The sequence below is a fragment of the uncultured Sunxiuqinia sp. genome (assembly GCF_963974515.1).
Taxonomy (GTDB): Bacteria; Bacteroidota; Bacteroidia; order Bacteroidales; family Prolixibacteraceae; genus Sunxiuqinia.
Genome location: NZ_CAXBDD010000047.1, coordinates 23,292 through 29,597, shown reverse-complemented (window position 1 = coordinate 29,597; position 6,306 = coordinate 23,292). Strand labels below are relative to the sequence as shown.

Below are 6,306 nucleotides of genomic sequence, written 5' to 3'. Positions count from 1 at the left end.
TAATACCGGGGTCGGATTCCGGTCAACTGGAAGCCCAATTTCTGGTAAAGCTGAATGGCTCCGTGATTGTGTTCACTAACTTCCAGGTACAAGCGATCCTTGCCCATTTCCCCTGCCTTTTGAACAGCTTTTTGCATTAATTGCTGCGCATACTGTTTGCCACGAAACTCGGGCGACACAGCCAGCGAGTAGATCCTCAAAGCCTGACTATTTATGCGTTGCAGCAAAACCATGAAGCCTGCGATCTTTTCATCCTCCGTTAGAACCCAGAAGAAACCCGGCGATTGCATGGTCAGGTAATTGACTTGGCTCCTTGAAAAGCTCTCCGCATCAAAACAACGCTGTTCCATCCGATACAGCTCCGGAATATCGGCTTTTGTTGCGAGTCTTATTGTCACTTTTGACGTTTCCATATTAACGACGTTTTTGTTCCAAACGATATAAAAATTCACGTAAAATCAGACGGTATAGTTCATCACCCAAAATGGCATCCTCCACCCCCTGGTCAATGGATGGGTTGTCGTTCACCTCAATCACCACCGATCGGCCTTCCAACTCTTTCAGATCAACACCATACAAACCTTTACCGATCAGTGAAGCAGCTTTTACCGCGTTGCGAAGAACGTGCTTCGGCACTTTGGCAATGGGCACCGCTTCATAAGCGCCCGACTTGGTCTTACCGTTGTCCTGATGGTTGTATATTTGCCAATGCCCACGCGCCATAAAGTATTTACAGGCGTACAATACTTCGCCATTGAGCAGGCCAATACGCCAGTCGAAGCTGGTCGGCATAAACTCTTGGGCCAAAAACACCGAGGTCTTTTCCGAAAGCACATCCAATGCCTTGAGATACTCCGCTTCATCCTTAACCTTGTGCATGCCCACAGAAAAAGAGCCATCCGGAACTTTTAAGATAATGGGATTACCCAGGTACTCTTCAATATCATTAAAAGAAATCAGGTTATTTTTGAAGATCAATTTCGATTTGGGAGTTGGAACACCCTCCCGTTCCAGCAGTTCCTTCAGATAAACTTTATTCGTGCACCGAATAATCGACAAGGGATCGTCAATCACTACCATGTCGGCCTGCCGGGCCTGCTGTGCCAGACGATAAGTAATGTGGTTCAGGGCAGTGGTTTGGCGAATAAACAAAGCGTCGAACTCAAGCAAACGAATGGTGTCATCTTCGGTAATCAGCTCGGCATTGATATTCATTTTTTTAGCTTGCGACAGAAATTTGCTCAGCGCGGCGCGGTTGCTCGGCGGAAGCTGCTCCGTCGGATCGTGCAAAATTGCCAGATCGAAACGGGCCGATTTATGTGAACGGGGTTGCCGCCACACCTTCTTGCTGAAATTATCCAATGCTTGGGCAAATAAATCCTGCTGTTCATCGCTCAGCTCATTCAAGCTTAAGGGCCGGATGGTTTCAATCTGGTTCTTGGGACGGTTCGCAAAAAACACACGCAGCACCGGACACGGCAAATGCTCAAAAATAAAGCGGGCCACCTTGTTCATTTCGGGCACATTGCAACTTCCAAAATAAATATCCATTGTTATGAATTCTTGCTCCGGCTGGTTCAGCGACTGAATCCAACGGTAGGTCAGTTTTTGCAAACTGTCGTCCAGGCGCGCAATTGCCCCGCTTTCGATCCGGTTTAGCACATCCACATCGGGTAAAACCTTGTGTCCCCGGGCTTGGGCAAGCAATGAACAATAATAACCTTCCGAGTGATAGTTCAGCTTCTCGCAGAGGTTGATCACCAAAAGCGGCTTTTTACTTAGATCTTCGTCTTGCAGGTAATCTGCGGCTGTTGTAATGGTTTCCGTTTCGTAATAGGGTTTCCATTGGGTCACCGAATCCAGTAGAATTAATGTGGATTGCATATTTTGTTTTCGATCAATATCCTAATTAGTTATTCTTAAATACGATTCAACATCCTGCGTAACCGACCAACTCCGGACCTCTAATGATCAGCCCTTTAAAGATATTGAATCTGAAATGTTTTTCGGTACAATTGTACGTAAATAATCGATTCATTATTCGTTAAAAACAAATTATTTTCCCCGCCTGGCGATTGCTCCTTACAAACACTTTTCAATTGTCGTGTTAAAATCCGGGTTCGGAAATTTCACAGACGGATGGAAGTTGGCTCTCAACTAAAAATGATATATTTGTTGCAACAACTATTTTTTGAGCAACAACTTACTCCATGAGAAAGATGAAAATTTCACTATTCATTGCCATGTGCATAACCGGTTTATCCTTGACCACGGAAGCTGCCAAGCTTAAGGCGCTGATTATTGACGGGCAGAACAATCATGAGGTCTGGCCCAAATCAACAATCATGATGAAACAGTACCTGGAAGAAACCGGTTTGTTTGAAGTCGATATAAACCGAACCTTTTATACCTGGAAAGCTGAGCGCGAAAAGGACTTCCTGCCCTTGGCAAACGCAGGCGAAACACACGACCTGGAAGAGCCAAAAACCGATCCTGATTTTTCACCCAACTTCGATCAATACGACGTCGTGATTTCAAACTTTGGATGGCGCGCAGCCGACTGGCCTGAAGCCACCCAAAAGAAACTGGAAGATTACATGAATGCTGGCGGCGGCTTTGTTTCGGTCCATGCTGCCGATAATTCGTTTCCAGACTGGCATGAATACAACAAAATGATTGGCCTGGGTGGATGGGGAGACCGCAATGAGAAAGATGGCCCTTACGTGTATTACACCAATGAGGGTGAACTGGTGCATGATCACTCACCGGGTTCTGCCGGATCTCACGGACCACAACACCTGATCCCGATTACGGTTCGTGTAAAGGACCACCCGATTACAAACGGAATGCCGACACAATGGCTGACAACCAAAGATGAATGCTATGCCAAATTAAGAGGGCCGGCCGAAAACATGACGATTCTGGCCACCGGAAAAGATGAATCCGGCAAGGCACCGACCGATCGCCACGAACCAACTCTGATGGTGATCGACTATGGCCATGGAAGAATATTTCATACCACTTTAGGACACGACGATTACTCCTGCGAAGGTGTAGGATTCATTATTTCGTTTACGCGCGGAGTCGAGTGGGCCGCAACCGGAAAAGTAACTCAGCCCATTCCAGATGATTTTCCAACAGCCAAGAATGCGAGCAGCCGAAAGTTTATTCTGAAGGAATAGCGTTCATAGCGGATCCTTTGTCGACAAAAACACGGGAATTCTTTTTTATAGCAGTGGGCTCAAAATGCGGGCAAACGATTCCTTGGCTTTCCGATACTTGCTGCGCTGTTGCCATTCGCTAAGTACCAGTTGTTCACTGTTAGCCAAATCATCCATAAAATAACGTTCCAACTGGCTGGCAATGCCCTCGTCATAGATCATGGCATTCACTTCGAAGTTAGTCTCGAGGCTCCGGAAATCGAGGTTTGCCGTGCCAACAGTTGAAAATATGCCGTCGACCACGGCTAGCTTGCTGTGCGTAAAGCCCGGCTTATACCGGTAAATCTTCACCCCTGCTTCGAGCAGCTCTCCCACATACGAATCGGTTCCCCACTTGGGAAAGAAAGCATCTGACCGCCCCGGCAAAAGTACGCGGATATCGATCCCCCCCAAAGCAGCAGTTTTCATCGCGAAAATAATATCCGGCGTTGGGATCAGGTAAGGCGTGGCAATATAAACACGTTCGCGGGCCGAGGCAATGGCCGCAAAATAAGCCTGGCTGATGCTCTCCCAATCCGAGTCGGGCCCGCTCGACACCACCTGAATCAGCTTACCTTTGGTTTGTGGCAGCGAACGAAAATACCGTTCGCCTTTCAGAATTTCTTTCGAAACAAAATACCAATCGGCCATAAATACAATCTGCATCGACGTGGCGGCGCTGCCTTTTACCATCAGGTGCGTGTCGCGCCACCGCCCCAGGGCTTTGGTACCATGCATATACCGGTCGGCAAAGTTCAATCCGCCGGTAAAGCCAATCTCGCCATCAATCACCACAATTTTGCGGTGGTTTCGGTAATTAACACGCGAAGTCAGCATGGGAAAACGAACCCGCATAAAACAGTCGATTTTCACCCCCGCATCGCGTAGCTCCAGAATATATTTCTTCGGAAGTTGCCAGCTTCCTACATCATCGTAAATCACCCGGACCTCAACGCCCTGGCTGGCTTTCCGGATGAGCAGGTCTTTGAGCTGCCCGCCCAGTTCATCATTATCAATGATATAATATTCGAGATGAATGTGATGCTTCGCCTTTTCAATAGCCTGAAAAATAGCCGGGAAGGTCTCTTTCCCGTTCCGCAGGATGGTGATTTCGTTGTTACTGGTCAGTAAGGCATTCGAATTCGACAACATCAGGTTGATCAGGTGACGCTTAGTCAACACCTTCTCATCAAATAAATGACCGTTTTCGGGCAAGCTGCGCAGTTGAGCCTGGGTTTGCTTACGAAGTTTGTCGAGGTAATACAGACCCTTCTTCGAAAACATCTTCTTTTTGCGGTACTCTTGTCCAAAAAAAGAATAGGTAATGATTCCAAGAACGGGCAAAGTAACCAAAACCAACACCCAACTAATGGTTTTGATCGGGTTGCGGTTTTCCAAAACAATTAAAATGGCAATGAAAACAACCGTGATAAAATATAAAACGATAATTGTGCCCGGTGCATACACCCAAATTCCCTTCAGAAATTCTACCATTCAAGCGAGATTTAAATCGACCAACTAAATTTCTGTATTTTTCGCCTGATAAACAAACCACGCGCTTTATTCGTATAGACTTACAAATCATTTTGTCATGAAAAATATCTTATTGATTCTGCTGCTTGCTGTTTTTGCGGCTTGTAGCACACCAAAAAATATTCAACTGAAAGAAGTCGCTGAAAACAATGACGAAGACAGCGTAAGCTACGAACTGATTGTTTTGGATCCCGGTTTCGAAAGTTGGTTTATCACCAACAGCAAACCCTCGTGGTACCACTCGCAAAGCTATTACGAAACTTGGAACCAGCAATACGTCAACGCCTGGAACTACCATTCCATTTGGCGACGAAATTCGCAGTTGCTCGAAGGGCAAATCAACTACGAACAAAACATTGACTATGGCCTGGAGATCAACCACAAGCTGTTTTACTACTTCCAATATGTTGAACGGGTGCTGAAGATCCCAATCATCGAAAACGGGCCGCGGGTGATTTGAGCAGAATTCTTCCTGGCGCTTCGAATGCTGAGCTACGCCGCCCCGCATTTACACCCTACGCTGGATTCACAAAAAACTTAAGCAAAGTGTCGTGCATATTTTCCGACTGGATTGGAGCGACTGGCAGGCGGGGAGCCGCCACGCCTTTCACAAAAAAGGTGTTCCCAAAGTACACGTGAGCTTCGTCCCACAAGCCCTGGTCGATAAATGATTGTAGTAGATGTTGTCCGCCTTCAATGACCATCGACTGGATTTCCCGGTCGTAAAGGCTCCTCAATATTTGTGGAATGATGTTCGACTGAAAATCAATTTTCTGGTATTCCAGATTTGGTTTTGATTCCACTTTTTCCTCAGTGAAAACCAAGGTCGGATGGACGCGGTTCTTCAGACTCAGTTTCTTCGACAAATGGTTTTTGCGATCGATCAACAGGCGCAGGGGTTGCTTGCCATGCCACTCGCGCACGGTCAGGGACGGATTGTCTTTCAGCGCCGTGTTGGTGCCAATTAAGATGGCGGCTTCCTCCGTTCGCTGTTTGTGAACCTGTCGCCGCGACAGCTCATTGCTGATCCAGGTGGGCTGGCCAAAGGTAATTTGCGAGCGGTCAATATCGAGGAACCCATCGAGTGTTTGCGCCCATTTTAAAATGAGGTACGGTCTTTTTTTCTCATGAAAAGTAAAAAACCGGCGATTGAGCCAAAGGCAATCCTCTTCTAAAATACCCACTTTCACCTCAATTCCGGCACGCAGCATTTTGTCTATGCCCTTGCCGGCTACTTCGGCGAACGGGTCGACCGAACCAACCAACACCCGCGGAATCCGGTGTTCTATAATCAGATCGGAACAGGGCGGGGTTTTTCCGAAATGTGCACAGGGCTCCAAGCTGACGTACAGCGTTGAATCAGACAGGAGCGCTTGGTCTTTCACCGACCGAATAGCGTTGACTTCGGCATGCGCTTCGCCACATTTTTGATGAAAACCTTCGCCAATAATCCGGCCTTCGTGCACAATCACGCAGCCCACCATGGGGTTAGGCGCCACATTGCCGGCACCCAAGCGGGCCAATTCCAGGCAACGGTTCATGTATTTTTCGGCTGTGTTCATCAGAAAAACTT

Annotated in this window: 6 protein-coding genes; 2 read left to right on the top strand and 4 right to left on the bottom strand. The window is 47.2% G+C overall.

Translation table 11 applies throughout. From position 1 onward, the window contains the following. Both AAC033_RS11470 and AAC033_RS11465 read right to left on the bottom strand, forming a co-directional pair. Window positions 1-413: GNAT family N-acetyltransferase (locus AAC033_RS11470; protein WP_339738191.1), on the bottom strand; the 413-nt coding region annotated here is incomplete at its 3' end. Between the two features lies 1 nt (window position 414). Then, window positions 415-1,884, bottom strand: a complete 1,470-nt coding sequence (locus AAC033_RS11465; protein ID WP_339738189.1) for a RimK family protein — start codon at window positions 1,882-1,884, stop codon at window positions 415-417. A 326-nt stretch (window positions 1,885-2,210) separates the two neighbouring features. On the opposite strand from AAC033_RS11465, the gene AAC033_RS11460 reads away from it, so the two are divergent. Further along, window positions 2,211-3,182, top strand: a complete 972-nt coding sequence (locus AAC033_RS11460) for a ThuA domain-containing protein (protein WP_339738187.1) — start codon at window positions 2,211-2,213, stop codon at window positions 3,180-3,182. A 45-nt stretch (window positions 3,183-3,227) separates the two neighbouring features. Here the strand turns inward: AAC033_RS11460 and cls are convergent, their stop codons facing one another. Then, window positions 3,228-4,694, bottom strand: a complete 1,467-nt coding sequence (gene cls, locus AAC033_RS11455; protein ID WP_339738185.1) for a cardiolipin synthase — start codon at window positions 4,692-4,694, stop codon at window positions 3,228-3,230. Window positions 4,695-4,791: 97 nt separating this feature from the next. Between cls and AAC033_RS11450 the strand changes: the two genes are divergently transcribed. Further along, on the top strand, window positions 4,792-5,193 hold the full coding sequence (locus tag AAC033_RS11450; RefSeq protein ID WP_339738183.1) for a DUF6146 family protein: 402 nt from the start codon (window positions 4,792-4,794) through the stop codon (window positions 5,191-5,193). A 55-nt stretch (window positions 5,194-5,248) separates the two neighbouring features. Here AAC033_RS11450 and ribD read toward each other — a convergent pair whose 3' ends face one another. Next, a complete protein-coding gene (gene ribD, locus AAC033_RS11445) occupies window positions 5,249-6,295 on the bottom strand; it encodes a bifunctional diaminohydroxyphosphoribosylaminopyrimidine deaminase/5-amino-6-(5-phosphoribosylamino)uracil reductase RibD (RefSeq protein WP_339738181.1) in 1,047 nt (348 codons plus the stop codon). Between the last annotated feature and the right edge of the window lie 11 nt (window positions 6,296-6,306).

Coding starts and splice junctions, on each gene's coding strand:
- AAC033_RS11465 (WP_339738189.1), bottom strand. CDS start 1,884: ATGCAATCCACATTAATTCTACTGGATTCGGTGACCCAATGGAAACCC.
- AAC033_RS11460 (WP_339738187.1), top strand. CDS start 2,211: ATGAGAAAGATGAAAATTTCACTATTCATTGCCATGTGCATAACCGGT.
- cls (WP_339738185.1), bottom strand. CDS start 4,694: ATGGTAGAATTTCTGAAGGGAATTTGGGTGTATGCACCGGGCACAATT.
- AAC033_RS11450 (WP_339738183.1), top strand. CDS start 4,792: ATGAAAAATATCTTATTGATTCTGCTGCTTGCTGTTTTTGCGGCTTGT.
- ribD (WP_339738181.1), bottom strand. CDS start 6,295: ATGAACACAGCCGAAAAATACATGAACCGTTGCCTGGAATTGGCCCGC.